The organism is Microvirga terrae (assembly GCF_013307435.2).
GTDB lineage: Bacteria > Pseudomonadota > Alphaproteobacteria > Rhizobiales > Beijerinckiaceae > Microvirga > Microvirga terrae.
Genome location: NZ_CP102845.1, coordinates 3,106,464 through 3,132,332, shown reverse-complemented (window position 1 = coordinate 3,132,332; position 25,869 = coordinate 3,106,464). Strand labels below are relative to the sequence as shown.

Here is a 25,869-nt window from a genome sequence, read left to right as displayed (position 1 = left end):
CGGTGCGCTGTCGCCATATTCCGCGCAACTTCACGAACCCCCCTTCGGCGGCAGCAGCATGAAAGAGTTTTTCACCCAGTTCTTCACCTGGTGGAACGGACAGACCCTCGGCACGCGCTTCTTCACCTGGCGCAAGGGGCAGTTCGTGGGCGAGGACGAGTTCGGCAACCGCTACTTCCGCTATACTCAAGCCGAGGCGATCGACTCGAACGTGGGCGCCGAGCGCCGCTGGGTCGTCTATAACGGCGATGCCGATGCCTCGAAGGTGCCGCCCGGCTGGCGCGCCTGGCTGTGCCACAACGGCGACGTGCCTCCGAGCGAGGAGAGCTATCAGCCGCATCCCTGGGAGAGGCCCTACGTGCCCAACATGACCGGCACGGCCCAGGCCTATCGTCCGCAGGGCTCCAGCCTGTCGGCCGGTCAGCGGCCCGCCGCCACCGGCGACTACGTGCCGTGGACGCCCGGGGAGTGAGGCGCCGGGGCGCCTTCCTGAGACGGTCTTCATGCTGAAACGAGCCCAAGCCCGCACCTGCGTCGAGTGCGGCCTCGCCTATGGCCATCCCGATTTCAGCTCCCATGCCGGCCGGGTCGAGCACGGCCCCGCCTATTGGTCGGACCGCGGGGTCCTGTGCTCCCATGGCTGCTCCCTGGCCCATTTCGAGCGGCGCGAACGGGAGGGCGATCCGATGACGGATCCGGCTCCCAATCCCCTGCAGCAGGACTGGTCCTGAACCGGGCTCAGCCCTTGGGATGGAAATACGACTGGCGCCGCATGGCCGCGTCGGCGAACAGGCCGAAGGCCTGGACCACATGGCCCTGCGGCACCTCGATCCCCCGGGCCACGCCGGAACCCTTCAGAACACCGCCGCGCTCGTCGGGCTCGGGATCGCGATAAGTCCCGCCGTCGCCCAGGGTACAGGTCTGGCACCGGATGGGTCCGAGGATCTGGGCTCCGCGGCCGATCCGGTTCGACCGGGTGAGCGATCCTCCCCCGAGGAGGCGGGCGCCGTCCCCGACCTGGATGATCTCGCCTGCGGCAGCCTTGAGGGTGAAGCCGCCTTCCTCGCCGATCTCGGCGCCCGGGCCGATCGCGACCGATCCTCCCGCGGCGACGATCCGGGTGCCTGAGAAAAGCTCTGTTCCCCGGCCGACCACGAGAGTCCCGCCCTCCGCGATCTGCAGGACGACGTTGGGCCAGAGGACGACCTCGTCCTCCAGCCGCACCTCGCCCGAAATCAGCACCGAGCCCGGATCCGGTACCAGGATGCCGTGCCGGGAAAGGGCGGCCGTGTCTCCCTGAGACAGAAAGCCGAGGCGCCGGCGTGTCTCGTCACTTGCGAGAGCGGTTTCGTTCATAGGCCTGCGGTCCCGATGAATGTGGCGGTTCAAGCTTAACCGAACCGTTCCCGGAGCAAAGCCCATCGGATGCAGGGGAGGGGCGGAATCGACGCGCCGATATGCTGCTGAGGCATGACGGATAGCAGTTCTTGTGGCTCCTCAGGGCCGGCCGGCGCCCTTATATGCGCATCGCTACAAGAGCAAAGACAACCGGCCGCGACGGTCGGTCCACTGCTGGGGGCTCAGATGTTCGTTTCCTACATTCTTTCGAAAATTCGCAGCTATCATTCGTATCGCAAGACCGTCCGCGAGCTGTCGCAGCTTTCCGACCGGGACCTGTCGGATCTCGGCATCGCCCGCTACGACATTTCCCGGATCGCCCGCGCGGCGGCCTTCGCGTAAGCCGCACGGCGCCGGATCCTGAAGGTCACGCCCGCCCCTGGCGGGCGTTCGCGTTTCAGGGCGTTTTCTCCGGCCAGGCCGTCGAAGGAGAACGGCGCCCTGGAGCGTTAGATCCAGGTCCGGTCACGCGTCGTCCGAGACGCCAACCATTGTGAAGGTATCCATGGCTTCTCTCATCTCACGGGAATGGTACACGATCGCCATCTTCGGCATGGTCGTGGTCGCGTCGATCCTTCCGATCGGCGGCGCGCCGGGCGAGGTGTTCTCCGTCGCGACCAATCTCGCGATCGCCCTGCTGTTCTTCCTGCATGGCGCCCGGCTGTCGCGCGACGTGGTGATCGCCGGCATGATCCATTGGCGGCTGCATCTGTTCGTGCTGGTCACCACCTTCGTGGTCTTCCCGATTCTCGGCCTCATCGTCCTGGCCGTGCCGAACCTGATGACGCCCGCCCTGGCGACGGGCATCCTGTTCCTGTGCGTGCTCCCGTCGACCGTGCAGTCGTCGATCGCCTTCACGTCGATCGCCGAGGGCAACGTGCCGGCGGCGATCTGCTCGGCCTCCGCATCGAACATCCTGGGCATGTTCCTGACCCCGCTGCTCGTGGGGCTTCTGTTCCACACCCAGGGGAGCGGGGGATTCTCCCTCGGGGCGCTCGAAGGCATCCTGCTGCAGCTGCTCGCCCCGTTCATCCTCGGTCAGGTGCTTCAGCCCTATCTCGGCCGGTGGCTCGGCCGGCACAAGACGCTGACGCAGGTCGTCGACCGGGGCTCGATCCTGATGGTCGTCTACGGGGCCTTCAGCGAGGCGGTCATCGAGGGGCTCTGGCACAAGCTCTCGGCCCAGGATCTCGTCGCCGTCGTGGTGATCGACATCGTGCTGCTCGTCGTCGTGCTGTGCTTCACGTTCTATGTGAGCGGCTGGTTCGGCTTCAACCGGGCGGATCGGATCACCATCACGTTCTGCGGCTCCAAGAAGAGCCTGGCCTCGGGTGCCCCGATGGCGAACGTGATCTTCGCCGGTCAGGACGTCGGCTCGATCGTGCTTCCGCTCATGATCTTCCACCAGATCCAGCTCATGGCCTGCGCGGTTCTGGCCCGTCGCTTCGCGAGCAGCGCGAAGGCGCCTGCCGCGCCGGAGACGGCAAAATCCGTCTGATTCCGCATTGACGACCGGCGACCCGGGCCACGCAGCACCGGGACGCCGCGAGAGGCGAGGATCTATGGCTGGCCGCTGCCTCCGGCGGCTCCGTAGACCTGTCCGGTCGCATAGCTCGCATCTGCAGCCGCGAGCTGGACGTAGATCGAGGCCAGTTCGACGGGCTGGCCGGGGCGGCCGAGGGGGGTATCGCCGCCGAATTGCTGCAGCTTCTCCTGGGTCGCGCCGCCGCTGACCTGGAGCGGCGTCCAGATCGGCCCGGGTGCGACCCCGTTGACCCGGATGCCTTTCGGGCCGAGCTGCTTGGCCAGAGACTTTGTGAAGTTCATCATGGCCGCCTTGGTCATGGCGTAGTCGACGAGATTGGCCGACGGATCATAGGCCTGCTCGGAGGTGGTCTGGATGATCGCCGATCCCGGGGTCAGGTGCGGCAGGGCGGCCTTCGTGAGCCAGAACATGGCGTAGATGTTGGTCTTGATCGTCGCGTCGAAGTCGTCCGACGTGATGTCGAGGAGCGATTGCCGCTGCTGCTGGCGGGAGGCATTGTTGACGAGGATGTCGAGCCCGCCGAGCGCCCGCACGGCATCCGCCACGATGCGGCTGCAGAGAGCCTCGTCGCGGATGTCGCCTGGAAGCGCCACGGCGATGCGACCCTCCTTCCTGATCAGATCGATCACCTCGCGGGCATCCGGCTCTTCGTCCGGATGGTAGCTGATGGCCACGTCGGCGCCCTCCCGGGCATACGCGATGGCGGCGGCCCGTCCCATCCCCGAGTCGCCCCCGGTGATCAGGGCCTTGCGGCCCTGGAGCCGCCCGGATCCCTTATAGCTCGTCTCGCCGTGATCCGGCCGCGGGTCCATCTTGCCGGCAAGGCCCGGCCAGGGCTGGGACTGAGAGCGGAACGGCGGCTTCGGGTATTTCGTGGTCGGATCATCCTTGGCGGCCGTGCCGCCGGAGGTGGATCCCGCGGTCTGCGCGGCTGCCGGGCCGGTCGCCGCTGCGGCGAGACCCGCCGCTGCTCCCCCCATCACGCCGCGTCGCGAAATCGCATTGCCGTTGCTCTCGTCCATGTCCAGCCTTCCATCAAGGGTCAAGCCCGGTTAACCGGCGGAATACCCGACGGTTCAGAATTTTCGTTGACGTTGTCGTGAGGGCGATTCCCCGGCTCGCGTGGATCCTTGGGGCTTCTTTCCCGGCTTGCCCTTTTTCCATCATGCTTCGCGTGTTATCGCGTTGCCCGGAACAGGGGCGCGGCCGGAAACCGCCAGATCGGACTTGGCTTGGATCAGATGATGACAATCGGATGGACGCGGGCGGCTTTCGTGCTCGCATCGCTAATCGGCGGCCTCGGCGCGGCCCATGCGGACCGGATCAAGAACCCCACGGCGGTCTTCTCGGGTCTCGACAAGATCACGGGACGCATCGTGTCGTTCGAGGTCGGGATCGACGAGACCGTCCAGTTCGGCGCCCTGCAGATGACGCCGCGGGTCTGTTTCACCAAGCCGCCGACGGAAGCGCCGAACACCACGTCCTTCATCGAGGTGGACGAGCCCGGCACCGACGGCAAGACCAAGCGGGTCTTCTCCGGCTGGCTCTTCGCCGCGAGCCCGGGCCTGCACGGTCTGGAGCATCCGGTCTACGACATCTGGCTGGTCGACTGCAAAGGCGGCACGGAGATCATCGCCGAGCCCAAGGAAACGCCCGAGGAACCGCCGCCGATCCAGGATGCGACCAGGGCCCCGGCCGAGACCGGCCGCCCGGGCGACATCATCGCGCCGACCGGCGCGACGGCGCCGCGCCCGCCGGCCGTCCAGACGGCCCCCCTGCGCCAGCCCGAACCGCGGCAGCCGGCCCGGCGCCAGGCGCCCGCGGCACCGATCATCAACACGGACCGGTAGAACTCATCCGGCCTGAAGGGCGGCAAGGACCTCCTCGCCGCTGACGGCCCTGTCCACGGGCCAGGCGGTCCAGTCGGCGCCATGGTCCATGGCGTTGCGCAGCATCTGCTTGTAGGTGCGCCGGGGGACCTCGATGGCGCCGAACTGCGCCAGATGCGAGGTGACGAACTGGGTGTCCAGGAGCGAGAATCCGCCGCGGCGCAGGCGGGCGACCAGATGCACGAGGGCGACCTTCGAGGCATCCCGCTCCGTGTGGAACATGCTCTCGCCGAAGAAGGCGCCGTTGAGGCGCACCCCGTAGAGACCGCCCACGAGACGTCCATCCTGGTAGACCTCCACCGTGTGGCAATAGCCGGCATCGAAGAGTTCGCCGTAGAGTTCGCGGATGCGCCGGCTGATCCAGGTCTTCTCCCGGTCCACGCCGGGCGCCGCGCAGCCGGCCACCACGCCGTCGAAATTCCGGTCGACGCGAACCTCGAAGAGGTCTGAGCGGACCGTGCGGGCCAAGCGCTTCGAGACATGGAAATGGTCGAGCGGGATGATGCCCCGCTCGCGCGGCTCGACCCAGAACAGCGAAGGATCGTCGGCATCTTCCGCCATGGGAAAGATGCCGGCCGCATAGGCCTTCAGCAGGATATCGGGGGTAATCTCAATCGCGTGGTCGGGAGACCGGGTCATTCACGCACATATCCGATCGTTCGAGCTATCTTTCATAAAATAGGATGGCCGAAACGCGAAGTCAGATCGGCCTCAGGTCAATTTTGCCAAGCTCCCGAATGGCCTCGTCCGGTATCCGGGCCTTCGTGGCGAGGCCCCACAGATCGTATCGCCTGGGACGGCGAAGTCCCAGAAACTTCGCGAACCCGGTCCGGGTGCAGGCTTCCGCGAGGGATTTCAGCGTGAAATCCGTGTGATGAGCCATGGAGAGGTTCCCCTGCTTCATCGACGGCCTGAAGCCGTACAGCATGTCGAGACGCGAGACCGGGCCGCTCCGGCTCGTATAGAGCGCTGTGTCCAGATCGCCCGCGGACAATCTCTCGCCGATCGCCTGAAGATCGGGACAGGTCAGGATCACGAAACCGTCCTGCCTGAGGACGCGTCGCATCGCCTCCCGGGGCAACCGGAACGTCGTGCGGGTAAAGGTGCTCGATGTTGTGCGCCGAATAGACGGCGTCGAAACTGTCGGACGCGACCTGGGACAGCTGCGGCAGCTTGTCGACGATGTCCGGCCGAACGCTCTCGTCGATGTCGAGCGTCACCTCGTCCCACGCGGAATCGGCCAGAGCCCTGACCGTCTGATGCTTGCGCTTGCGACCGCAGCCGACATGAAGAAAGCGAGGCATGGTCGTCCATGGCCTCGCTTCGACAAAGGGCGGGCCTCCTGTTCCGATGACATCAGAACAAGAGGTTTGCTATGTTATTATAATTCTACTCGGTTTCGCTCAGGCCACCCGTCTTCAGGAAGTTCTCCAGCCAGTGGATATCGTACTGGCCGTTCTGGATTTCCGGGTTGCGCACGAGAGTCCGGAACAGCGGCAGGGTGGTGTCGATTCCGTCGACCACGAACTCGTCGAGGGCACGCCGCAGACGCATGAGGCACTCGTTGCGGGTGCGGCCATGGACGATGAGCTTGCCCACGAGGGAATCGTAGTGCGGCGGGATGCGGTAGCCCTGGTAGGCGGCCGAGTCGACCCGGACGCCCAGACCGCCCGGCGGATGGAAGTAGCTGATCGTGCCGGGCGAGGGGCGGAAGGTCGAGGGATGCTCGGCGTTCACCCGGCATTCGATGGCATGGCCCTCGATGTGGATGTCCGCCTGCGTCACGGAGAGCGGATGCCCGGCCGCGACCCGGATCTGCTCGTTGACCAGATCGATCCCCGTGATCATCTCCGTGACCGGGTGCTCCACCTGGATGCGGGTGTTCATCTCGATGAAGTAGAACTCCCCGTCCTCGTAGAGGAACTCGATCGTGCCGGCGCCCGCATACTGCAGGTCCTGCATGGCCTTGGCCACAACGCCGCCGATGCGCTCGCGCATCTCGACGTTCAGCGCCGGCGAGGGGCCTTCCTCCCAGACCTTCTGGTGGCGGCGCTGCAGGGAGCAGTCGCGCTCGCCCAGATGGATGGCGTTGCCCCGCCCGTCGCCCAGAACCTGAATCTCGATGTGGCGCGGCTTCTCGAGGTACTTCTCGATATAGACCGCGTCGTCGCCGAAGGCCGCCTTGGCCTCCGTCCGGGCGGTCTGGAAGGCATGGACGAGGTCGGCCTCGTTGCGCGCCACCTTCATGCCGCGGCCGCCGCCGCCGGCCGCCGCCTTGATGATGACCGGGTATCCGATGTCCTTGGCGACCTTCTTGGCCTCGTCCTCGTCGTTGATGCCGCCCTCGGAGCCGGGCACGCACGGGATTCCGAGACGCTTGGCGGTGCGCTTAGCCTCGATCTTGTCGCCCATGATGCGGATGTGCTCCGCCTTGGGACCGATGAACGCGATGCGGTGGTGCTCCAGCACCTCCGCAAACCGGGCATTCTCGGACAGGAAGCCGTAGCCCGGATGGATGGCGTCGGCGCCGGTGATCTCGCAGGCGGCGATCAGGGCCGGGATGTTGAGATAGCTGTCGCGGGCGGCCGGCGGCCCAATGCAGACGCTTTCGTCGGCGAGGCGGACATGCATGGCGTCCGCGTCGGCGGTGGAGTGCACCGCCACGGTGGCGATTCCGAGCTCCTTCGCCGCGCGCAGGATGCGCAGGGCGATCTCGCCGCGATTGGCAATGAGGATCTTATCGAACATGTCGCGCCTTACTCGATGACGAGGAGGGGTTCACCGTATTCAACAGGAGTTCCGTCTTCGACAAAGATGGCCGTCACGGTGCCGGAGCGGGGCGCCACGATCTCGTTGAAGGTCTTCATCGCTTCGACAAGCAGCACCTTCTCGCCGGCCTGGACCTTGGATCCGACCTCGACGAAGGCCTTCGCGTCCGGAGACGGCTTGCGGTAGGCGGTGCCCACCATGGGCGAGAGCACGGCGCCCGGATGGGGGGCGCCCGGCTTGGCGGCAGCGTCCGCCGAGGCCGCCGCCGGCGGCGGCGCGACGACCGGAGCGGGGGCGAGCGCGGCGGGCGCCGCGACCGGGACGGACACCGCGGCCGTTACCGTACGGGCCACGCGGATGCGAAGGTCGCCCTTCTCCACTTCGATCTCGCTGAGATCCGTATCGGCGATCAGGTTCGCCAATTCACGGACGAGATCGGGATCGAAAGGGTTTTCCTTGGCCATGGGGCTTACCTCTACTTCCTGAGGAACTAATGCTGGGAAGACTTCGCCTGACGGGCCCGCTCGGCCATCACCTGGTGGACCGCCTCCAGGCCGAGCACGTAGCTCTGGGGCCCGAAACCGCAGATCACCCCGACGGAGACGGGCGCAATGAGCGAGCGATGGCGAAAGCCTTCGCGAGCATGAACATTCGAAATGTGGATCTCGACCGTCGGAGCCCCGCTGCCCGAGATGGCGTCGCGGAGCGCGATCGAGGTGTGGGTGTAGGCGCCAGCATTGATGACGATGCCGGCTCCCTGAGCGCCCGCTTCCTGGATCCAGTCGACCAGATGTCCCTCGTGGTTCGACTGGCGGAACGTGACCGACGTCCCCAGAGCCTCCGCCTTCTCGCGCACGAGCTTCTCGATGTCCTGCAGCGTCGTGCTGCCATAGACTTGGGGCTCTCGGCGGCCGAGCAGATTGAGATTGGGTCCGTTGAGGACGAAGACGGTGGTCATCGCGAAAGGAGCGTTCCTGGTGCCCCGCGAGGCGGAGCCGAAACGCCCTCTTATCCAAAAGGCGGGCACGGGGGAAGGGGGAAACCAAGGCTTTCCCAAGCTAGGCGTGCATTCCGCAAAGGGAGGAGGGGCAGTTCGGGGCCGACCGACCGGCAAGGGAGGAGCCATCCTCCGTCATGGCCGGGCTCGTCCCGGCCATCCCGATCCGGAAAAGCGCCCACCTCGAGCAATGGAGATCACCGGGACGAGCCCGGTGATGACCTCGGGAGCGAGCCTACCCGCAACTCGCCTTGCCGCACTGGCGGACGTTGTCCACGAGCTGCTTCAGGGGCTCCATGCCGACCGCCCCGGGGATGACCGTCTCGCCGACGATGAAGGCCGGGGTTCCGGTCAGGTTCAGCTTGTCGCCGAGGGCCATGTTCTCCTGGAGCGCGGCGCGGACCTCGGAGCTCTCGACGTCCTTCTGGAGGCGGGCCATGTCGACGCCCATCTCCTTGGCGACCGCCATGGCGCGCTCCCCGTTCACCCGGCCGCGGCTCTCCAGAACCTTGATGTGGTAGTCGAACAGCTTCTGGCCCTGGAGCTGGTTCTTGACCGCCAGCGCAACCCGGCTCGCCTCGACGGAATCGGGTCCGAGAACCGGGAAATCCTTCAGGACGACGCGCAGATTCGGGTCGCTCTTCATGAGGGTCTGGACGTCGGACAGGGCCTTCTTGCAGTAGCCGCAATTGTAGTCGAAGAACTCCACCAGGGTGATGTCGCCCGAGGGATTGCCGACGATATAGGAATGCGACGCGTTCAGGAGCGACTGCTTGGTCTCCTTCACGGCGCTGGCCTGTGCGACCTGCTGGGCTTCCGCCTGGCGCTTCTCGAGCTCGGCGATGACCTCGGTCAGGACCTCCGGGTTCTTGACGAGATAGTCCTTCACGATCTCGCCGATGGCCTGCTTCTGCTGCTCGTTGAAGACCGAGCTCTGCGCCATCGCGGCGGGAGCGATCGCCAGAGCGCCGAGCAGGGCTGCGGTCCGGCCGATGGAGAGAAGCGAAAAGCGCATATGCGGTCCTTTGCGGGAGTCGTCGATGCCTCTGGGTGTAGCAATGGTTCGAGGCGGAGTTGAGACTCGTTGTTCTACCGCGAGTTAGCGGCTTCGGCCCTGTGGCGTCAAATCACGGGTTCGTATTGTGAGACTCATGCCCTTCACGTCATCACCGGCACAGGCCTGGCCATGACGTGGTGGATGTCATCCCCAGCAGCCGCAGGCCGGGAAGGGGATCCGCGACCAGGCGCAGCGCTAGGGATTCCTTTCGCCCCTGACGCCTCAGCCGCGAAGGACGCCCGATGAAGAACCGTCTTGAGACCGTCCGTCCGACGGGATACGAGCCTTCTCATGACCAAATCATCCGCCGATCTCCACTCGCCCCTCATCGCGCGCCGCATGGATCGCGTCGCCTCCTTCCTGGCCATGGACGTGCTGAGCGCGGCCGCCGCCAAGGAACGGCGCGGGGACAGCGTGATCCACATGGAGGTCGGCCAGCCGTCGGCGCCCGCGCCCCGCGCGGCCCGGGAAGCGGCCAAGGCGGCCCTCGATCTCGGCCGGATCGGCTACACGGAGGCGCTGGGCATCGCGGCCCTGCGGGAGCGCATCGCCCGGCATTACCGCGACGCCTACGGGGTGAGCATCGCCCCCGAGCGCGTCGTGGTGACCACCGGCTCCTCGGCCGGGTTCGTGCTGGCCTTCCTGAGCCTCTTCGATACGGGCCAGCGGGTGGCGATCACGGCGCCGGGCTATCCGGCCTATCGCAATATCCTGGAGGCCCTGGGCATCGAGCCGGTCACGATCCCGCTCGCCAAGGCGGACGGCTGGATCATGACCGCCGAAGCGATCGAAAAGGCCCATGCCGAGAAGCCCTTGCACGGGATTCTGGCCATGAGCCCTGCGAACCCCTCGGGCACCATGATCGGCCGCAAGGCGCTGGCGGAACTCGGCGAGACCTGCCGCCGCCTGGGGCTGTGGTTCGTGTCGGACGAGATCTATCACGGGCTCACCTATGGCGAGGCCGCCTCGACCGCGCTCGCGTCCGATGACGATGCGGTGGTGATCAACTCGTTCTCGAAGTATTATTGCATGACCGGCTGGCGTATCGGCTGGGTCGTGGTGCCCGACCGTCTGGTGCGCCCCATCGAGCGACTGGCTCAGAACCTCTACATCTCGCCCCCCTACCTGTCCCAGGTGGCGGCGCTCGCCGCCTTCGATGCGGCGGAGGAACTCGAGGCCGTAAAGGCCGGCTATGCCCGCAACCGCGCCTACCTGCTCGAGGAACTGCCCCAGGTCGGCATCACGGAGATGCACCCGGTGGACGGCGCCTTCTACATCTACGCGGACATCGCCCGCTTCACGAACGATTCAATCGGCTTCTCCAAGCGCATGCTGGAGGAGGCGGGCGTCGCCGCGACCCCGGGCCTCGACTTCGACCCCATCGAAGGCTCCCACTACCTGCGGTTCTCCTTCGCCGGATCGGAAAACGACTGCCGCGAGACCGTGGCCCGGCTGAAGGGATGGCTGCGGTAACGACACCCGAGAGTCGGTTGGGGAGACCATCGGCCGAACCGGAATGATGGCGCGTGGTCAAACGAAAATGCCCGGCTCAAGGCCGGGCATTTCTTTATGAATTTTACGATCCGCTCAGGACCGACTTTGCCTTGGACCACCAGCCGGCGCGCTTGGGCCGGTTGGGATCTTCCGGGGTCAGCACGACCGCGACCGGTTCCGGCTCGGGAGCCACGGGGGCGGGCGGTGGAACCGGGGCCTCGGCTACGGGATGGGGCGCGGCGACGATCGGCTCGGCCTCGGTGGACGGACGGGGCTCCTCTGCCTGCGCCTCGGTGCCGGTCTCGGCAGGAGCCGCATTCTCGACCGCCTGCTCGGCGGCTTCCTGAGAAGACTCCTCGGCGACCGGTGCGGCCTGCGCGTCGTCGGCGGCCACGAAGCCCTCCTCCACGGCGAACTCGACCGTCTCGTCCCGGCTGCGTCCACGGCCGCCGCGACGGCCACGGCGCCGGCGGCGTCCACCGCGGGAATCGTCGTCCGCCTCGCCGGCTTCGGCGGGAGCAGCCTCGTCTCCGGTGGCTTCGACCTCGGCCTCTTCCTCGTCGGATTCGCCCTCGGCCTCTCCGGCCTCGGAGCCTTCCTCGGCCTGGGATTCGCCCGCGAAGGTCTCCCGGTCACGACCGCGGCGGCGGCGGCGGCGGCGGCGGCGGCGGCCGCCTTCACCTTCCTCGCCACGCTCTTCGCCGCCTTGGGCTTCCTCGGTGATCTCCTCGTCGGCCTCGATCTCGATCTCAACCTCCTCGACGGGCTCATCGATGGCGATGGCGTCGATCTGGATGCCGGTCGCGGCCGCTTTGTGCTCGAGCTTGAGGGCGGGTTCGCCGCGCTCGATCGCATAGGTGGTCGTGCCATGGAGGCTGTCGTCGGCCACGATGGCGATCGAGACGCCGAAGCGCGTCTCCAGGTCGCGCAGATGGAGGCGCTTCTGGTTCAGGATGTAGAACGCCGCCTCCATCCGGGTGCGGACGACGAGGTTGTAGCTGGCATTCTTGATGAGGGTTTCCTCGATCGAGCGCAGCACCTGCAGGGCCACAGAAGGGGTCGAGCGCACGAACCCGGTGCCGGCGCAGTGCGGGCAGGGGATCGAGGAGGATTCCAGCACGCCGGTGCGGATGCGCTGGCGCGACATTTCCAGGAGCCCGAAGGGCGAGATGCGTCCGACCTGGATCCGGGCGCGGTCGTTCTTCAGGCACTCGTTGAGCTTCTTCTCGACGGCGCGGTTGTTCCGCTTCTCCTCCATGTCGATGAAGTCGATCACCACGAGGCCGGCGAGATCGCGCAGGCGGAGCTGCCGGGCGATTTCCTCGGCGGCTTCGAGGTTGGTGCGCAGCGCCGTGTCCTCGATGTTGTGCTCGCGGGTCGACCGGCCGGAATTCACGTCGATGGACACGAGGGCTTCGGTCGGGTTGATGACGAGATAGCCGCCCGATTTCAGCGTCACGACGTTCGAGAACATGGCGTCCAGCTGGGCCTCGACGCCGAACTTCGCGAAGAGCGGCTGCGGATCGCGATAGGGCTGGACCAGCTTCGAATGGCTCGGCATGAGCATCCGCATGAAGTCCTTGGCCTCGCGATAGCCTTCCTCGCCGGACACCATCACGTCGTCGATGTCCTTGTTGTAGAGGTCGCGGATGGCCCGCTTGATGAGGGAGCCTTCCTCGTAGACCAGGGAGGGGGCGGCCGACTTGAGGGTCAGCTCGCGCACGCTCTCCCAGAGGCGCATGAGATATTCGTAGTCGCGCTTGATCTCGGGCTTGGTGCGCGAGGCGCCGGCCGTGCGCAGGATGATGCCCATTCCCTCGGGCACCTCCAGCTCCTGGGCGATCTCCTTCAGGCGCTTGCGGTCCGCCGCATTGGTGATCTTGCGGGAGATGCCGCCGCCTCGGCCCGTGTTGGGCATGAGCACCGAATAGCGTCCAGCGAGCGACAGGTAGGTGGTCAGGGCCGCGCCCTTGTTGCCGCGCTCCTCCTTGACGACCTGGACCAGCAGGATCTGGCGGCGCTTGATGACTTCCTGGATCTTGTACTGCTTGCGCGGTGCGCGACGGCGCTGGGGAAGGTCCTCGATGGCGTCGTCGCCGCCGAGCTGCTCGACGATCTCGTGCTCTTCCACGTCGTGATCGTCTTCGTCCTCGTCCTCATCGTCCTCTTCGCCGCCCTCGTCCCCTTCAGGCTGCCGGGCTTCCGTTGCCGGGCGGGCCTCCGTTGCCGGGCGGGCCTCCGTTGCCGGGGAGGTCTCGTCGTCCTGCGCGGCTTCGGGGCTGCGTGCCGTCTCGTCCTGCTCCGCTCCCTCGGGAGCGACGATCACGGCCGATCCTTCGACAGCCTGGATCGCATCCTCGGCGGCGCCCTCGTCGGGGGTGGCGCCCTCGGTCGAGGCGGACGGGGATTCCAGCGCCTCGGCAGCGCCGGTCTCGCTGTCCGCATTGAAGGTTTCGCCGCTCTCCGCGACACCGTCTTCGGACCCGGCCTCGGCTTCGGTGGAGACGACGGTCTCGTCCGACTCGGCGCGCCGCTGCGAGGAACGGCGGCGGCGGCGGTTGCTGCGGCGCTCCTCCTCGTGCTCCTCCTCGCGCTGAGCCTCGGCTTCGGCCTCGAGCAGGGCCTGACGGTCGGCGACGGGAATCTGATAGTAATCGGGGTGGATTTCGCTGAACGCGAGGAACCCGTGGCGGTTTCCGCCGTATTCCACGAAGGCCGCCTGGAGCGACGGTTCGACCCGGGTGACCTTGGCGAGATAGATATTCCCGCGCAGCTGCTTCCGGTTAGCGGATTCGAAGTCGAATTCTTCGACCTTCTGGCCGCGCACCACCACGACCCGGGTTTCTTCCGGGTGGGAGGCATCGATGAGCATCTTGTTTGCCATGTTGAACTCTCGACATGGCGATCGAGGGCAGGACCTGAGGCAGGGGCCGCATTGTGGGCGGATGGGCACGCCGCTGGTAAGGGCGGCGTGCTGAAATTGCGTTCGGAGTGCTGTCGATCGCCATCATGCGCCGCGTTGGGGCGCATACTGGGTTGAATTGAGCCGGCTCGTGGCCGGAAAGGGTGGAGGTCGGGCGTGCGCGGGATGAAACGCGCGATTCGAACGGTGCAGAGACGAAGGTCAGAACTGACTTCGCGTGCGCAACCATTCGACACGGCCCTTTCGTAGATATCGATGAGCCGGAAACCGGCCATCGGCGAGTGGCGACAAGCGTCGCCATTTGGTCCTGTCCGTGAGCCTGTCGAGGGTGACGGGTCTCCTGGAGGATCGGTCAACACAACCGTCTCCTCCGGATCCGCCGTCAGATTCGGCCATGCCGGACGGGATCAAGATCATTACAGAGCGATTGGGGCATTTGGCAAGATCCCGCGTGACTGTGCCATGAACGCAACACTATCTCAGTAAACGTCCGTGCGACGTGAGGTTCCGTTAACCAAAGGCCGACTATCAGTATAGGAAGGACGCGAGAACTCGCAGCAATCACCGATGGCCCGTCATCTCCTCACTCGCCTGATCGGCATGTGCCTCATGCTGGCCTGCATGGCCGGCGGGGCTGGCCATGCCCGTGCGGCCGCGGAGGGTGGGAAGGTCTCTTCTCCTGCCATCGCGGCCGCCGTCGCGGTCGAGTCGGACGGCGCGAAGACCCGGTTCAAGGTGACCCTGTCGAAGGCGGTGACCGCCCAGGTGTCCCTGATGGAGCGCCCGGACCGGGTCATCATCGATCTGCCGGAGGTTGCCTTCCACCTGCCGCAGGAGGCCGGGCGCGGCAAGGAAGGCCTGATCGCATCCTACCGCTACGGTCTCTTTGCTCCGGGCCGCTCGCGGGTGGTGATGGAGCTGACCCAGCCGGCCGTGGTCTCCGGGATGACGACGGCGCTCGATTCCACGGGAGCGGCGACCATCCTGACGATCGAGCTCTCCCGCGCCGAGCGCGAAGAATTCCGCAAGGCCGTGCTCGAAAGCTCCGCCGCGACCAGGGAGGCCTCGGCCGCGCCGGTCGCTCCTTCGGCCAAGGATTCGCGGCCGGTCATCATCATTGATCCCGGTCACGGCGGCATCGATCCGGGGGCGAACGCCTCCTCGGGCAACATGCTGGAGAAGGACCTCGTGCTGTCCTTCGCCCAGCGGTTGAAGAAGAAGCTCGAAGAGAACGGACGCTACAAGATCCTCATGACCCGGGACCAGGACGTGTTCGTGTCCCTGGGCGATCGGGTCCGGGCCGCGCGGGCCGCCCAGGCCGACCTGTTCATCTCCGTTCATGCGGATTCGATCTCTGGCGGCCAGGAGGTGAGGGGGCTGACGGTCTATACCGGGTCGGAGCGAGCCTCCGACGCCGATTCCGCCCGCCTCGCCGACCGCGAAAACAAGGCGGACGCGGTCGCGGGCGTTGAAGCTGGCGACATGCCGGACGACGTCTCGGACATCCTGATGGAATTGACCCTGAGGGAGACGCGGGGCTTCTCCCATAGCTTCGCCAGCCGTCTCGTGGGGGAATTCGACTCAGTGGCGCGCCTCAACAAGAATCCCCACCGGCAGGCCCGCTTCCAGGTGCTGCGCGCCCACGACGTGCCCTCCGTCCTGGTCGAACTCGGCTACCTGTCGAGCCAGAAGGATCTGGACCTGCTGATGTCCGAGGAATGGCGCGCCAAGATGGTCTCCGCCATGTCGGTCGCGGTCGACCGCTTTTTCGCCGCGCGGTTCGCCCGCAGGGGCTCTGCCGCAGTTTTACCATAGATAGAGTGTGGATACCCGTAGCGGGGGCGCGATTCATCGGGTAACGAGGATGCGCGTTTCAAGATCTGCATAAACGGGCGCCATGGGCGCCGTCATGGAACACCTTCGGATGCGCTTCGTCCTACGATTTTTCGGCTTCCTCTTCAGCGTTGGAGCGATCTTCTTCCTGATCGGCGCTGTCGGGCTGGCCTATGGATTCTGGTTCTATTCGAAGGATCTGCCGGATCACGCCCAACTTGCCAACTACGAGCCGCCGGTCATGACCCGCATCCACGCGGCGGACGGCAGCCTGATCGCCGAATATGCCCGCGAGCGCCGGCTCTACGTGCCGATCCAGGCCATGCCCAAGCTCGTGATCGGGGCATTCCTCTCCGCCGAGGACAAGAATTTCTACAAGCATGTCGGCATCGATCCCGAGGGTCTCGTGCGTGCCGTGGTGGTCAATCTCCGGTCCGGCGGGGCCAGGGAGCAGGGCGCATCCACCATCACCCAGCAGGTCGCCAAGAACTTCCTCGTGGGCAATGAGCGCAGCTACGAGCGCAAGATCCGTGAGGCGCTGATCGCCCTGCGGATGGAATCGACCTTCTCCAAGGACAAGATCCTCGAGCTCTACCTCAACGAGATCTTCCTCGGCACCCTCACCCCGGGGCGCAACCTGCACGGCGTCGCGGCGGCCGCGCTCGACTATTTCGGCAAGTCCATCCACGAACTGACCGTCGCCGAGGCCGCCTACATCGCCGCCCTGCCCAAGGGCCCGAACAACTATCATCCGTTCCGCCAGCGCAAGGCCGCCATCGAGCGCCGGAACTGGGTGATCGATCGCATGGCCAACAACGGCTACATCTCGAAAGAGGATGCGGATGCGGCCCAGAAGGAGCCCCTCAACGTCAAGCCGCGCGTGGTCTCCCCGAACAGCATCGCGTCGGGCTACTTCGCCGAGGGCGTGCGCCGGGACATCGCCGAGCGCTATGGCGAGGAGACCCTCTATGAGGGCGGCCTGCTGATCCGGTCCACCCTCGATCCGAAGATGCAGGCCATGGCCCGCAAGGCCCTGGTCGACGGTCTCGTGCGCTTCGACGAGGCGCGCGGATGGCGCGGCGCCCATCAGAAGATCGATCTCGCGGGCCGCGAGTGGGGTCTGGCGCTGGCCGAAGTGCCGGCGCTGGGCGACGTCCAGCCGTGGCGTCTCGCGGTCGTGCTGGAGGTCGCCGGAGGCCGCGCCAAGGTCGGCCTTCAGCCCAAGCGCGAGTCGTCCGGCCAGGTGGGCAAGGACCGTGAGACCGGCCTCGTGACGGCCGACGGCGCCAAATGGACCCGGCGTCCCGTCGAGCGCGCCGTCTCGGTGGGCGACGTGGTCTATGTGGAGCCGCTCTCCGACAAACCGGGGCAGTTCCGCCTGCGCCAGATTCCCGAGATCTCGGGCGCCATCGTGGCCATGGATCCGAACACGGGCCGCGTCCACGCCATGGTGGGCGGCTTCTCCTATGACCAGAGCGAGTTCAACCGGGCCATTCAGGCCATGCGCCAGCCGGGCTCCTCGTTCAAACCCATCGTCTATGCGACGGCCCTCGACAACGGCTACACGCCCTCGAACCAGATCATGGATTCGCCCTTCGTGCTCGACATGGGGCCGGGGCAGGCGGCCTGGGCACCCTCGAACTACGACGGGAAATCCGGCGGCCTGCGGACGCTGCGCTATGGCATCGAGCATTCCAAGAACCTGATGACGGTGCGCCTCGCCAACGAGGTCGGCATGCCGGCCATCTCGGAATATGCCCGTCGGTTCGGGGTCTATGACGATCTGCTGCCGCTGCTCTCCATGTCGCTCGGCGCCGGCGAGACCACGGTCATGCGCATGACGGCCGCCTATTCCATGTTCGCCAACGGTGGCCGCCGCATCAAGCCGACCCTGATCGACCAGATCCAGGACCGCAACGGCCGGACCCTGTACCGCCACGACGATCGCAAGTGCACCGGCTGCGATGCGGAGAAGTGGGATGGCGCCGCGGCGCCCAAGCTGACCGAGACCCGGGAGCAGGTGCTCGATCCGCTGACCGCCTACCAGATCACCTCGATCCTCGAAGGCGTGGTGCAGCGGGGTACGGCCCAGTCGGTCAAGGCGGTCGGCAAGCCGCTCGCCGGCAAGACGGGCACCACCAACGACGCCAAGGACGTGTGGTTCGTCGGGTTCTCGCCCGATCTCGCCGTCGGCGTGTTCCTCGGCTACGACCAGCCCAAGTCGCTCGGCAACGCGGCAACGGCGGGCCAATACGCCGCCCCGGTCTTCCGCGACTTCATGCAGCTGGCGCTCAAGGACAAGCCGGCGACGCCGTTCCGCGTTCCTGCCGGCATCAAGCTGATCCGCGTCAACGCCGCTACCGGCACCCGCGCGGGCGGCGAGGGCGGCGGCACGATCCTCGAGGCCTTCAAGCCCGGCCAGTCGCCGCCGGAATACGTCCCGCCGGAGCCAGAGGAGGTTCCGCAGGCCGAGTATGCGCCGGCGCCTCCTCCCGGAGGGCCCAGGCAGGCGGTCGGGGCGGGCCCCAGCGGATTGTACTGAGCGGCCCAGCCACCATATAGAAGCCACCCTCCATCGAGTGAAAACGGATTGATCCCGGCCGGTTCTCCGGTCGTGGAGCAATCCCTTGCCGTGAGGGAGAAGTTCCTTTGACACCCGGCGGTGGTCCCCTTAAGACGCCGCTATCAGAAGAGACGGACAGCGAAGAGAAGATGCGCGCCGAAATCCAACATCTCGTAGAAGAGACCAAGCAGTCAGTCGGGCTGCTGAGGAGGCATCTTTGACTGGGATACTGCCCAGCGACGCCTCGCGGAACTGAACGCCCAGGCCGAGGACCCCAACCTCTGGAACGATGCCGACGCGGCGCAGAAGATCATGCGCGAGCGTACCTCGCTCGAGGACCAGATCTCGGCCGTGAAGCGCCTCGACCAGGAACTCGAGGACGCCATCACGCTGATCGAACTCGGCGAGGCCGAGGAGGACGAAGCCACCATCCGCGAGGGTGAGGAGACCATCCGCAGCCTCCAAGCCGAGGCGGCCCGCCGCCAGGTCGAGACCCTGCTCTCGGGCGAGGCCGATGCGAATGACACCTATGTGGAAGTCCATTCCGGCGCCGGCGGCACGGAAAGCCAGGATTGGGCCAACATGCTCCAGCGCATGTACGCCCGCTGGGCCGAGCGCCGGAAGTACAAGGTCGAGCTTCTCGAAATCACCGACGGCGAAGAGGCCGGCATCAAGAGCGCCACGCTCCTGATCAAGGGGCTCAACGCCTATGGCTGGCTCAAGACCGAGTCGGGCGTGCACCGCCTTGTTCGCATCTCGCCCTACGACTCGAACGCCCGCCGCCACACCAGCTTCGCGTCCGTGTGGGTCTACCCGGTAGTGGACGATCGCATCAATATCGAGATCAAGGAATCCGACTGCCGGATCGACACGTTCCGCTCCTCGGGCGCCGGCGGCCAGCACGTGAACACCACCGACTCGGCCGTGCGCATCACGCACATCCCGAGCGGCATCGTGGTGGCCTGCCAGCAGGAGCGCTCCCAGCACAAGAACCGGGCAACCGCCTGGAACATGCTGCGCGCCCGCCTCTACGAGGCCGAGCTGAAGAAGCGCGAGGAGAAAGCCAGCGCCGAGGCCGCCGCCAAGACGGATATCGGCTGGGGCCACCAGATCCGCTCCTATGTGCTCCAGCCCTACCAGATGGTGAAGGACCTGCGCACGGGCACCCAGTCGACGAGCCCGCAGGACGTGCTCGACGGCGATCTTGACCCCTTCATGGAAGCCTCGCTCGCCCAGCGCGTCTATGGCGGCGACGCGGAGGTCGAGGACATCGATTAAGACATCGCAGAATGCGGCCGCTCGCACGATCGGCGGCCGCATTTGGACGCGATGCTCTCACACGACAAGAAGGTTGTGCGCGGCCAGGGTCGTGTCGTTCAAGATCGCAAACTTGATCCGTGGGCGCCCTCGTCCCGTCTGGATCGTAGTGGAGCACGCGGCTGTCGCCACAGCAGAAGCCGGCCAGGGCCCCGGTTGTTCGCAATGACGTGCTTTCGCCGTTTACTCCGCGCACCTCTCCATCCGTTCCGACCTCGGCAATCCGCCTTTCCGGGGCATCAGGAACGCTCAAGAGCGCGGGCCGCCTCCAGCACCTCCTCCGCGTGGCCTGCCACCTTCACCTTGTTCCAGACCCGGGCGATCCTGCCGTCCCGGTCGATCAGGACGGTGGTGCGCTCCACGCCCATGTACTTGCGGCCGTACATGCTCTTCTCGACCCAGACCCCGTAGGCTTCCAGCATGGCCTTGGCCTCGTCCGACGCGAGGGGAAAGGCGAGGCCGTACTTGGCGCGGAACCGATCGTGGCTCTTCAGGGAATCCGGCGAGACGCCGACGATTTCCGTATCGGCGTCGGCGAATTCCGCCTTGAGGGCCTGAAAGGCCCGGGCCTCCAGGGTGCAGCCGCTGGTATCGTCCTTGGGGTAGAAGTAGAGGACGACCTTGCGGCCCTTCAGGCTCTCCAGGCTGATCTGTCGACCATCTGTCGCAGGCAGGGAGAAGGCAGGAGCATTGCTTCCGATGGTAAGAGACATGGGTCGCCTTCCTTTTGGCGGAATGTACTGTTTGGAAACCTCTGGTGTGCACGACTGACGGGGACGGTCGCGGGAGGCACCTGAGACGGTTAAGGTCTTAACTCTGATTCCCCGACAAGCGCCCGAGCGCAAGAACCGGATTGCACAACGTCACAAGAATGAAGCTGCCATTTCGTCCTACGTTGTCCCGGCGAGACCCGGTCAAACGGAGCCTTTTCAAGCGCGTTCTTCGTGGCACTCTCTATGTGAAGCTTGGCCTTGTCGTTTTCGTGGCGGTCGCCTTGGGTCTGCTTTACCTGCGGCTCTCCGCGGCTCCCATGAGCTTCGGGAGCCTGCCGGACCGCGTCGCAGGAGCCCTGGCGGCCCGCATCGGGCCAGGCTGGAACGTAACGCTGCGGAATACTGCCATCGAGCTCCATGACGGCTCGCCGGCCCTGAGGGCGAACGGCCTCGACATCCGGGCGCCCGGCGGCGACCTCGTGCTGCGGGCTCCCTATGCGATCTTCAGTGTCGACCTCATGTCCCTGCTGACCGCCAACCTTCAGCCCAAGGCCATCGAGGTGCGCGACCTGCAACTGCGGGTCCTGGTCAACCGGGACGGATCGCTCGCCTTCTCGCCCGTACAGGCCGGCGAGGTCGAGGCCGGTACGCCGCCCATCTCGTCGGAGCCTTCCAAGGAGGCGGCGGCCTCGCTGGCCCGCGATGCCAATGGACCTTCCCCGGTCTCAGGGGTCGTCGGATCGTTGCTCGACCTCATCGTCGGTCCGGGGAGCGTCCTCAACTCGCTCGGCCAGGCCGAGTTGACCAATGCACGCCTCGTCTTCGTCGATGCGGACGGCCGCGAACGGGCGCGGTTCCAGCGCGTGGACGCGGCTTTCGACTGGACCGAGAGCGGCGGACGTCGCTTCGCCGCGACGGTCGAGGGCGATCAGGGACCCTGGCAGCTCAACGGCGACGCTCTCGTTGAGGGCAGCGGCGCCTACCGGGCCGGGGTGGTCGCCAAGGAAGTGCCGATCAAGGACATCCTCCTGCTCGCCGGCGCGTCCGAGCTGCCGGCGACCACGGATCTCGAGTTCTCCGGGCGCTTCGACATCGGCTATGCGGAAGGCCGGATCACCGAGCTGAAGACCCGGCTCGAGAGCAATGCCGGCACGTTCCAGATCGAGGACAAGGACACGTCGCCCTTCCCCGTGGAACGCGCGACGATCACCGCGCAATGGAACGAGGCCGAGAAGGTGCTCGACCTGCAGGAACTCGCCCTGAAGGGCGGCGACACGAAGCTGCTTCTGCAGGGACGTTTCGCAACTCCGGTCTCGAACAAGCCCTGGCGCCTGTCGCTCGGCGGTCGCGATCTTGTGTGGTCCGGTGCGGCGACCGGCGACCGCCCCCTTCAGGTCGGCGAGTTCGCCGCCGATCTGTCCGGCCCTGACGGGGTCCGGATCAACAGCGTGACGCTGAAAGGACCCGAGCTTTCGGCGCGGATCAGCGGGCTGATCGGGGCCGCGGCGGACCCGAAGGGTCTGCATCTGGATGTGCGGGCCGAGAAGACGAACATCCGTTCGGCGCTTCGCATCTGGCCCGAGGCCGTTGCCCCTCCGGTCCGCCGGTTTCTCGTGTCCAACCTGAAGGCGGGCACGCTGGACGCCATCGATCTCAAGGTTGCGATGACCGGGGCCGATATCGAGAAGGCGGTGACGGGCGGCCCGACGCCGGACGAGTCCCTGAAGATCGACTTCACGATCTCCGATGGCGTTCTCCAGGTGGCAGACGGTCTTCCGCCGATCTCGGGCATGAACGTAACTGGCCATGTAACGGGTCGCAAGGTCGCCGTCCGCGCGTCCTCCGGGCTCGTCCAGATGGCGGGCAACCATTCGCTGGATGCCTCGGACGGCGCGTTCATCCTCGACGATTACTGGGACGACCGGGCGCTGGCCCGCATCGATTTCCGCCTGACGGGCGGCGCCGACGGGCTCGGCGCCCTGCTGCTGGAGCCGCGGATCAAGGAAATCGCCGGGTTCAACATCGATCCCGCCACCATGAAGGGCCGGACGGATCTGCGGGTCGGAATCGGCCTGCCCGTCAGCCATATCCCGCCGTTCGCCGACCTGCCGCTGAAGGTCACGGGAACCGTCAACGACTTCGCCGTCGACAAGTTCTTCGGCAAGGATCGCCTAGAAGGCGCCAATCTGACGATCGCCTACGACCGAGGCGACCTCGTCGTCAAAGGCGACGGCAAGCTGGCCGGCAGCGCGGCCGTGATCGATCTGCAGAAGAACCGGCAGGGCGGGCAGGCGAGCGTGGCGTTCTCCCTCGACGAGGCGGCACGCGGCAGGCGCGGGCTCTCCTTCGGCTCCCAGCTGACCGGAACGGTCGGGCTCAAGGCAAGCCTCCCCCTCGGGGCTTCGGCTCCCTCGACCATCCTGGTCGAAGCCGATCTTGCCAAGGCGGCCGTGGATCAGCTGATCCCCGGTTGGGTGAAGCCGGCCGGACGGCCCGGGAAGCTGACGTTCACGTTCGTCGAAGGACCGACCGACGAGATCAGGGATCTGCAGCTCGACAGCGGCACCGTGCAGCTGAAAGGCAGTGCGACGCTCTCGACCGAAGGCAGCCTGGAGAAGGCCGAGCTCGCGACCTTCAAGCTCTCGCCCGGCGACGAGATGCGTGCGCAGATCGAACGCTCCAGCAATCTCTACAAGGTCGCGATCCGGGGGAATGTGGGCGATGCCCGCCCGTTCCTGAAGGGTGGTGCGGCGGGCTCCGCCAATCCGGGCTCGCCAGGACGGAACGCGGCTGGGCAGAGGGACGGCAAGGACTTCGACCTTGATCTGAACCTCAACATCCTGACCGGCTACAACGAGGAGGCGATCACCAACGCGGTGATCAAGGCCTCGGTGCGCAAGGACAACCTGCGCCAGCTCGACATGAAGGGTCGCCTCGGCGCGACCGACATCATCGGACGGACACTGCCGGATCCCGGCGGTCCGGTGGTGATCCTCCAGGCACAGGATGCGGGCGCGCTCCTGCGCTTCACCGACGTTTACCGGCGCATGTCCGGCGGGGACCTCATTCTCCAGCTTGCCACAGGCGACGGCCCGCAGGCCGGCCATGTGATCCTGCACTCGTTTGCCCTGGTCAACGAGCCGGCCCTTCGGCGGATCATCCCCACCCAGACGCAGATCATCGCCGGCCAGGACCGGGCCGGCAACCCGCAGAATGTCCGGGTGGATGTGAACGAGGTGCAGTTCACCAAGGCGCGACTCGAGTTCACTCGCAATGCCGGCCGACTCGATTTCAAGGATGCCGCGATCTGGGGCAACCAGATCGGCTTCACGCTGGGCGGATTCATCGATTACGCCCGCGACCGGCTCGACATCGCCGGCACCTTCGTGCCGGCGTACGGCCTCAACAACGTGTTCGCTCAGGTCCCGCTCTTCGGGCCGCTTTTGGGCGGGGGCCAGAACGAGGGGCTGTTCGCGGTCAATTTCCGCCTGAACGGCCAAGCCAGCGCACCGTCCCTGACGGTCAATCCCCTGTCGGCCGTCGCGCCGGGCTTCCTGCGCAAGCTCTTCGGCGTTGGGGCGAGTGTTGAACCGCAGACAGGATCCCTGCCGACGGTTCCGGAACGCTGATCGACCGGGCCTTCGGCCACAAAGGCCGCCGGCCGACCGGCAAGCCCTGGACAGACGAGGCGTTTGTCCGTCATGGCCCACGGGGACGCCCCAGGTCGGCGTGGCTCATGTCCCGCCGCATCGCGGAGGCGATCAGGTCGAAGTCGTGCGCGCTGATGGACACAAGCCCGAACCGGAGCTGGTATCCCCAGTTCGATCGTCCGGCCGTGAGGTCGAGGCTGTCCAGCAGCGGATGGATCGGTGCCTCCTGGGCCTCGGCCCAGACCACGTCCCGGCGATAGGGGCGGAAGCCGCCCCCCATGTCGATCTGGTAGGTCTGCGCCCCTTGGACGGTCCCGATTGCCGTGAAGGCCTGCAAACGGTCCCTGCCGCCGAAGGTCAGGGTTGGCGAGTAATAGATGATCCCGTCGTCTGGCTTGATCCTCCGCAAGGGTGCGGCCTTGCCGTGACACACCTGCATGAAGCCCTCCGAACGCCCCCGCCGGACATGCTCGGCGGAGGCGACGGCCATCCAATAGCCTGTCATGATGCACCCCTCCTATTCGGCCGCTGGAGCGAAGACGCGCAGGCGGTGATTGTCCGGGTCGAGAGCGACGAAGGTTCGGCCGAAATCCATGACGGTCGGCTCCTGGATGATCGACACACCGCGGGCCTTCCAGTCGACGCATGTCGCGTCGACGTCGGCGTCCCTGCCGACCGGGAAGGCGAGTTCGGCTCCGCCGCCCGGCACCATCGCGGCGGGCTGGACCGTGTGCCGCGACCACAGGCCGAGCATCAGGCCGGACTCGAGGGCGAACAGGACGAAGGTCGGCGAGGCCTCGACGGGCTTGCGCTGAAGCAGCTCGCCGTAAAACTCGCCGCTGGCGGCAGGGCTGTCCACGTAGAGGAGAATGAAGTTGGGGGTCGGCACGTCTGGTCTCCGTTGAATGCGACACGGAGGACACTACGGCACGATGCTGTCAGTTTCCGGCAGCAGTGATCAGACTGGTGCTGGGATGCCCTCGGATTCCCGCCAGTCCTTCAGAAGCGCCCGGCGACGGCGCGGGTAGCGGATCTCGGTCGGCGTCAGGCTTGCGATCCGGTCGGTGCGGAAGTGCCGGAAGTCCTGCCGCAGCTCGCACCAGGCGACCACGGCTCGCACCTGGTCGAAATAGCCCAGTGCGACGGGCCAGATCGTCCGCTCGGTCGCGCTGCCTCTGCCGTCCCTGTAGCGGATCACGAGCTTTCGCTCCGATCGGATCGATTTGCGGATCGAGGCAACGTCAACGATGTCCCCGACGATCGGGTTGCCGGGGCCGACAAGGAGCGGCGAGGCATCGAGGATGCCGCGAAGGTCGTCAGGCAGAACGGCGGCGATCTTGGCGAGCGCGTTGTGGGCCGCGGACGCCAAGGGGCCGTCGGCCCGATCGGCAACCCATCGGGACCCCAGCACGAGGGCCTCGATCTCGTCATCGGAGAGCATCAGAGGGGGCAGCAAGTAGCCGGGTTTGAGGATGTATCCGATCCCCGGCTCGCCTTCGATGCTGGCCCCCTGAGCCTGCAGGCTGGCAATGTCCCGGTAAAGCGTCCGGAGGCTGACGCCGAGTTCCTGCGCGAGGGATCTCCCGCTCACGGGGCGACGGTGGCGGCGCAGCGTTTGCAGGAGTTCGAGCAGGCGCTCCGAACGGGTCAAAGCAGGGCCCTCATGAGCGGACGTCATAGTCTGGCAGGTTCGGTGCGCCTTACCCACTCCGAACCGGAC

General features: G+C 66.4%; 23 protein-coding genes. 10 read left to right on the top strand and 13 right to left on the bottom strand.

What is annotated here, in order from left to right:
• Positions 1 to 58 precede the first annotated feature (58 nt).
• Together HPT29_RS14735 and HPT29_RS14730 are read left to right on the top strand one after the other, a co-directional pair.
• Positions 59 to 472 carry an NADH:ubiquinone oxidoreductase subunit NDUFA12 gene (locus HPT29_RS14735; protein ID WP_173945937.1) on the top strand — a complete coding sequence of 138 codons (414 nt, stop codon included), beginning with the start codon at positions 59 to 61 and terminating at the stop codon, positions 470 to 472.
• Positions 473 to 503: 31 nt separating this feature from the next.
• Positions 504 to 731, top strand: coding sequence for a hypothetical protein (locus tag HPT29_RS14730; protein ID WP_173945936.1), 228 nt, complete (start codon positions 504 to 506; stop codon positions 729 to 731).
• 7 nt (positions 732 to 738) lie between these two features.
• Here the strand turns inward: HPT29_RS14730 and HPT29_RS14725 are convergent, their stop codons facing one another.
• On the bottom strand, positions 739 to 1,356 hold the full coding sequence (locus HPT29_RS14725) for a hypothetical protein (RefSeq protein ID WP_173945935.1): 618 nt from the start codon (positions 1,354 to 1,356) through the stop codon (positions 739 to 741).
• Between the two features lie 228 nt (positions 1,357 to 1,584).
• On the opposite strand from HPT29_RS14725, the gene HPT29_RS14720 reads away from it, so the two are divergent.
• Positions 1,585 to 1,740, top strand: a complete 156-nt coding sequence (locus HPT29_RS14720; RefSeq protein WP_173945934.1) for a DUF1127 domain-containing protein — start codon at positions 1,585 to 1,587, stop codon at positions 1,738 to 1,740.
• Between the two features lie 163 nt (positions 1,741 to 1,903).
• Positions 1,904 to 2,896: a bile acid:sodium symporter family protein gene (locus HPT29_RS14715; RefSeq protein ID WP_173945933.1), complete on the top strand. Its 993-nt coding sequence runs from the start codon at positions 1,904 to 1,906 to the stop codon at positions 2,894 to 2,896.
• 62 nt (positions 2,897 to 2,958) lie between these two features.
• On the opposite strand, the gene HPT29_RS14710 is transcribed toward HPT29_RS14715, so the two are convergent.
• Positions 2,959 to 3,966, bottom strand: a complete 1,008-nt coding sequence (locus HPT29_RS14710; RefSeq protein ID WP_173945932.1) for an SDR family oxidoreductase — start codon at positions 3,964 to 3,966, stop codon at positions 2,959 to 2,961.
• Between the two features lie 222 nt (positions 3,967 to 4,188).
• Here HPT29_RS14710 and HPT29_RS14705 point away from each other — a divergent pair, with 222 nt between their 5' ends.
• The gene (locus HPT29_RS14705) at positions 4,189 to 4,794 is read left to right on the top strand and encodes a DUF2155 domain-containing protein (RefSeq protein ID WP_173945931.1); all 606 of its coding nucleotides are present in this window, start codon (positions 4,189 to 4,191) and stop codon (positions 4,792 to 4,794) included.
• Between the two features lie 3 nt (positions 4,795 to 4,797).
• On the opposite strand, the gene aat is transcribed toward HPT29_RS14705, so the two are convergent.
• The 6 genes from aat to HPT29_RS14675 form a co-directional block, all read right to left on the bottom strand.
• Positions 4,798 to 5,472, bottom strand: a complete 675-nt coding sequence (gene aat, locus HPT29_RS14700) for a leucyl/phenylalanyl-tRNA--protein transferase (RefSeq protein WP_173945930.1) — start codon at positions 5,470 to 5,472, stop codon at positions 4,798 to 4,800.
• 61 nt (positions 5,473 to 5,533) lie between these two features.
• On the bottom strand, positions 5,534 to 5,899 hold the full coding sequence (locus tag HPT29_RS14695; protein WP_210271964.1) for a class I SAM-dependent methyltransferase: 366 nt from the start codon (positions 5,897 to 5,899) through the stop codon (positions 5,534 to 5,536).
• 323 nt (positions 5,900 to 6,222) lie between these two features.
• Complete coding sequence (gene accC / locus HPT29_RS14690) at positions 6,223 to 7,581, bottom strand: acetyl-CoA carboxylase biotin carboxylase subunit (protein ID WP_173945929.1); 1,359 nt, start codon at positions 7,579 to 7,581, stop codon at positions 6,223 to 6,225.
• An 8-nt stretch (positions 7,582 to 7,589) separates the two neighbouring features.
• Entirely contained in the window at positions 7,590 to 8,066 is a 477-nt protein-coding gene (gene accB / locus HPT29_RS14685) for an acetyl-CoA carboxylase biotin carboxyl carrier protein (protein ID WP_173945928.1), read from the bottom strand.
• Positions 8,067 to 8,092: 26 nt separating this feature from the next.
• Positions 8,093 to 8,560 carry a type II 3-dehydroquinate dehydratase gene (gene aroQ / locus HPT29_RS14680; RefSeq protein WP_173945927.1) on the bottom strand — a complete coding sequence of 156 codons (468 nt, stop codon included), beginning with the start codon at positions 8,558 to 8,560 and terminating at the stop codon, positions 8,093 to 8,095.
• 274 nt (positions 8,561 to 8,834) lie between these two features.
• Positions 8,835 to 9,614: a DsbA family protein gene (locus tag HPT29_RS14675; RefSeq protein ID WP_173945926.1), complete on the bottom strand. Its 780-nt coding sequence runs from the start codon at positions 9,612 to 9,614 to the stop codon at positions 8,835 to 8,837.
• Positions 9,615 to 9,947: 333 nt separating this feature from the next.
• Here HPT29_RS14675 and HPT29_RS14670 point away from each other — a divergent pair, with 333 nt between their 5' ends.
• A complete protein-coding gene (locus HPT29_RS14670) occupies positions 9,948 to 11,129 on the top strand; it encodes a pyridoxal phosphate-dependent aminotransferase (RefSeq protein WP_173945925.1) in 1,182 nt (393 codons plus the stop codon).
• Between the two features lie 103 nt (positions 11,130 to 11,232).
• On the opposite strand, the gene HPT29_RS14665 is transcribed toward HPT29_RS14670, so the two are convergent.
• Positions 11,233 to 14,034, bottom strand: coding sequence for a ribonuclease E/G (locus HPT29_RS14665; protein WP_173945924.1), 2,802 nt, complete (start codon positions 14,032 to 14,034; stop codon positions 11,233 to 11,235).
• 606 nt (positions 14,035 to 14,640) lie between these two features.
• On the opposite strand from HPT29_RS14665, the gene HPT29_RS14660 reads away from it, so the two are divergent.
• From HPT29_RS14660 to prfB, 3 genes are all read left to right on the top strand, one after another.
• Positions 14,641 to 15,888, top strand: a complete 1,248-nt coding sequence (locus tag HPT29_RS14660) for an N-acetylmuramoyl-L-alanine amidase (protein WP_173945923.1) — start codon at positions 14,641 to 14,643, stop codon at positions 15,886 to 15,888.
• A 109-nt stretch (positions 15,889 to 15,997) separates the two neighbouring features.
• On the top strand, positions 15,998 to 18,448 hold the full coding sequence (locus HPT29_RS14655) for a penicillin-binding protein 1A (RefSeq protein ID WP_173945940.1): 2,451 nt from the start codon (positions 15,998 to 16,000) through the stop codon (positions 18,446 to 18,448).
• A gap of 170 nt (positions 18,449 to 18,618) precedes the next feature.
• Positions 18,619 to 19,747, top strand: a protein-coding gene (gene prfB / locus HPT29_RS14650) for a peptide chain release factor 2 (protein ID WP_173945922.1) whose coding sequence is annotated in 2 segments (ribosomal slippage) — positions 18,619 to 18,687 and positions 18,689 to 19,747 — 1,128 coding nt in all. Because the reading frame shifts where the segments join, the coding sequence is not laid out codon by codon here.
• Between the two features lie 278 nt (positions 19,748 to 20,025).
• Here the strand turns inward: prfB and HPT29_RS14645 are convergent.
• Positions 20,026 to 20,499, bottom strand: a complete 474-nt coding sequence (locus HPT29_RS14645) for a peroxiredoxin (RefSeq protein WP_173945921.1) — start codon at positions 20,497 to 20,499, stop codon at positions 20,026 to 20,028.
• Between the two features lie 245 nt (positions 20,500 to 20,744).
• Here HPT29_RS14645 and HPT29_RS14640 point away from each other — a divergent pair, with 245 nt between their 5' ends.
• Positions 20,745 to 24,128, top strand: coding sequence for a YhdP family protein (locus HPT29_RS14640; protein ID WP_173945920.1), 3,384 nt, complete (start codon positions 20,745 to 20,747; stop codon positions 24,126 to 24,128).
• A gap of 70 nt (positions 24,129 to 24,198) precedes the next feature.
• Here the strand turns inward: HPT29_RS14640 and HPT29_RS14635 are convergent, their stop codons facing one another.
• The 3 genes from HPT29_RS14635 to HPT29_RS14625 all read right to left on the bottom strand — a co-directional run bounded on the left by HPT29_RS14635 (position 24,199) and on the right by HPT29_RS14625 (position 25,800).
• Entirely contained in the window at positions 24,199 to 24,654 is a 456-nt protein-coding gene (locus HPT29_RS14635; protein WP_173945919.1) for an EVE domain-containing protein, read from the bottom strand.
• A 12-nt stretch (positions 24,655 to 24,666) separates the two neighbouring features.
• Entirely contained in the window at positions 24,667 to 25,038 is a 372-nt protein-coding gene (locus HPT29_RS14630) for a VOC family protein (protein WP_173945918.1), read from the bottom strand.
• A gap of 69 nt (positions 25,039 to 25,107) precedes the next feature.
• A complete protein-coding gene (locus HPT29_RS14625; protein WP_173945917.1) occupies positions 25,108 to 25,800 on the bottom strand; it encodes a helix-turn-helix transcriptional regulator in 693 nt (230 codons plus the stop codon).
• Positions 25,801 to 25,869: the final 69 nt, after the last annotated feature.